This is a genomic window from Moorena sp. SIO3B2 (genome assembly GCF_010692525.1).
GTDB lineage: Bacteria > Cyanobacteriota > Cyanobacteriia > Cyanobacteriales > Coleofasciculaceae > Moorena > Moorena producens.
In genome coordinates, this window is sequence record NZ_JAAHHE010000688.1 from 1 (window position 1) to 2,257 (window position 2,257).

At 35.4% G+C, this 2,257-nt stretch carries 2 pseudogenes; one reads left to right on the forward strand and one right to left on the reverse strand.

The annotated features are described in order from the left end of the window. Window positions 1-348: 348 nt before the first annotated feature. A pseudogene (locus tag F6K38_RS39845) lies at window positions 349-1,523 on the reverse strand (IS4 family transposase). 493 nt (window positions 1,524-2,016) lie between these two features. Here F6K38_RS39845 and F6K38_RS39850 point away from each other — a divergent pair. Then, window positions 2,017-2,257 (forward strand): annotated as a pseudogene (locus F6K38_RS39850) (acetylmannosamine-6-phosphate 2-epimerase); the annotation flags it as partial.

The window sequence follows — 2,257 nt, forward strand, 5'->3', positions numbered from 1 at the left end:
GAATCTTTAATTCTTTAATTAAAGATTATCTGGATAGAGACGCACAATAAATCAATATCTTGTCAAGCCAATAAATCTTGATTGTAGATAAATATAGTGTAAGGATTTAGGTAGAGGGGTTGACAAAAGCCGAAAATTTAAAGTAGCCATTGATGAGTAAAGCAATTCTACCTCTTTGGGATGAGGAATTGCGCCAGTTTATTAAATAAAAACTGGTGGATATGCTTGGGGAACAAAGCTTGATTAATCAGCTATAACTGGTATAAATACTAAAAATCAGCCTCAAATTAGACTCAATGAGCTGATAAAAATCCCCTTCAAGTGACCTGATCAAAAAAAGCGATAAAGTCAAAACAAAACCTGGGGGGGCGACATGAGAGCTAAAAAGTAGACTGTATAAGCTTCATAGCTCTCATACCTCGTAAATAATTATCGAGCTTATGACGACTTAAACGCATCAAAGCATAAACTAATTCCCAACATTTATCCATAAAATTAATCCATTTGTGAGCATACATTCCAATATAAAAACTGCTATGCATTTTAGTTAATCGCCCATAGTTTTTGACTCTAGTAACATAGTTCTGAACTCCTTTTTTATTAATTATTTCTCCTTTGATTGTGGCAATAAAATAAGCAAAAGACATGATGATAACTAAAGATATAAAACGTTTTCCGACTACATTGCTGCCTTCCATATTATATCCACCACTTTTATAATCTCGAAACATTTGTTCAATATTAAAACGTTTTTTATAAGCGGAGATTGCCTCAGAGGCTTCGTTCATATTTGTTAAAATAAACCAACCTTCTTTGGTCACGGATTTTCGATAACTTTTTTTCCATTTACAAGCGACACTAAATCCTGATATTTGTTGAGTTTTTGTGACTTTAACCTTTTCAAAAAATAATGAAATTCCTGGTTTTAACCCAGAGTTTTCTAAGGAGATCCACCCCTGATTTTTTAATTCAATTTGCTCAGATTTTTTAAGTCTTAAACAAAAGTTAAAGCCTTGTTTTTCGAGCCATTCAGCCAATTTTACTGAACAAAATTCTCGGTCTCCTAAAATTACAACTTTATAGTCATCAAATAGCCCTATGATATTTGAAACTAGTTGTTTCTGCTCCGAAAAGTTACTTGAGCCAAATTTTGATAGAAGTTCAAAATAAACGGGAAGTGCTCGGTTTTTATAAATTAAGCTAACCATCAATAAATTCTTGTTATTCCAATTAGTTCTATCGATAGCTAAATAAATTGTTTCCTGTTTATCAAATGTTTGATAGACCCATTCTCTAATAATTGGAAACCACAGTTTTTTGACTTTAAATATTGGTAATGACAAAAATCTCTGTAACTTTTTACGCCTTGAGTTACATTTAATAGGCAAAGGTAAAGATTCAGCCATTTTTTCGAGTTTAACATTTTTGATATCTTGTACAATAATTACTACAAGGTAAAAAAACAATAATTGAGATTCGGAAAGTAGATTTTTTAGATGTTTTTGATATAATTCTTGTATCATTCTCGATTGGTAGGTCGTATTGACAATTTATGACCTATCTTTTTTTACCATAATTCGCTCAATTTAATATATATCAAGGGTTACAGGCCGCTTGTCGCCCCCCCAGAAACAAAACACACACAACCACAAACCGGAACACCGGAAGGGGCGGTGGCGCGGGGAGATGGGGAGATGGGGAGATGGGGAGATGGGGAGATGGGGAGATGGGGAGATGGGGAGATAGGTAGATAGGGAGATGGAGAGATTTTTATTAAGGGTAATTATCATCGACATCATATAAGACAATAACCACAGTGCTTAAACCAATTAATAGATAATGGTTATTATATTTATGAGGTAAACATAATTTTTTTTATATTCCCTATTCCCTATTCCCTATTCCCTATTCCCTATTCCCTATTCCCTAAAATCCAAAACTTCTGTACCTCACCTATTTTATAAATGCTGTGGAACCTCTATATATCGATAATCACTTACTGTAACCACCAACAACATGGCAGCTAATTCTCTCCATTCAATTCGTCATAGTCTAATTGTGTCTTGTCAGGCACCCCCTGACTCACCCCTGCACCACCCCCTAGTGATTGCCGCCATGGCACAGGCTTCGATGAATCAGGGGGCATCGGGTGTGCGTATTGATACACCTGACCATGTGGCAGCTGTCCGTAGTCAATGTCCCACTGCTCCAATTATTGGCTTGTGGAAGCAACAGTTACCGGAGTCTGAGGTTTATA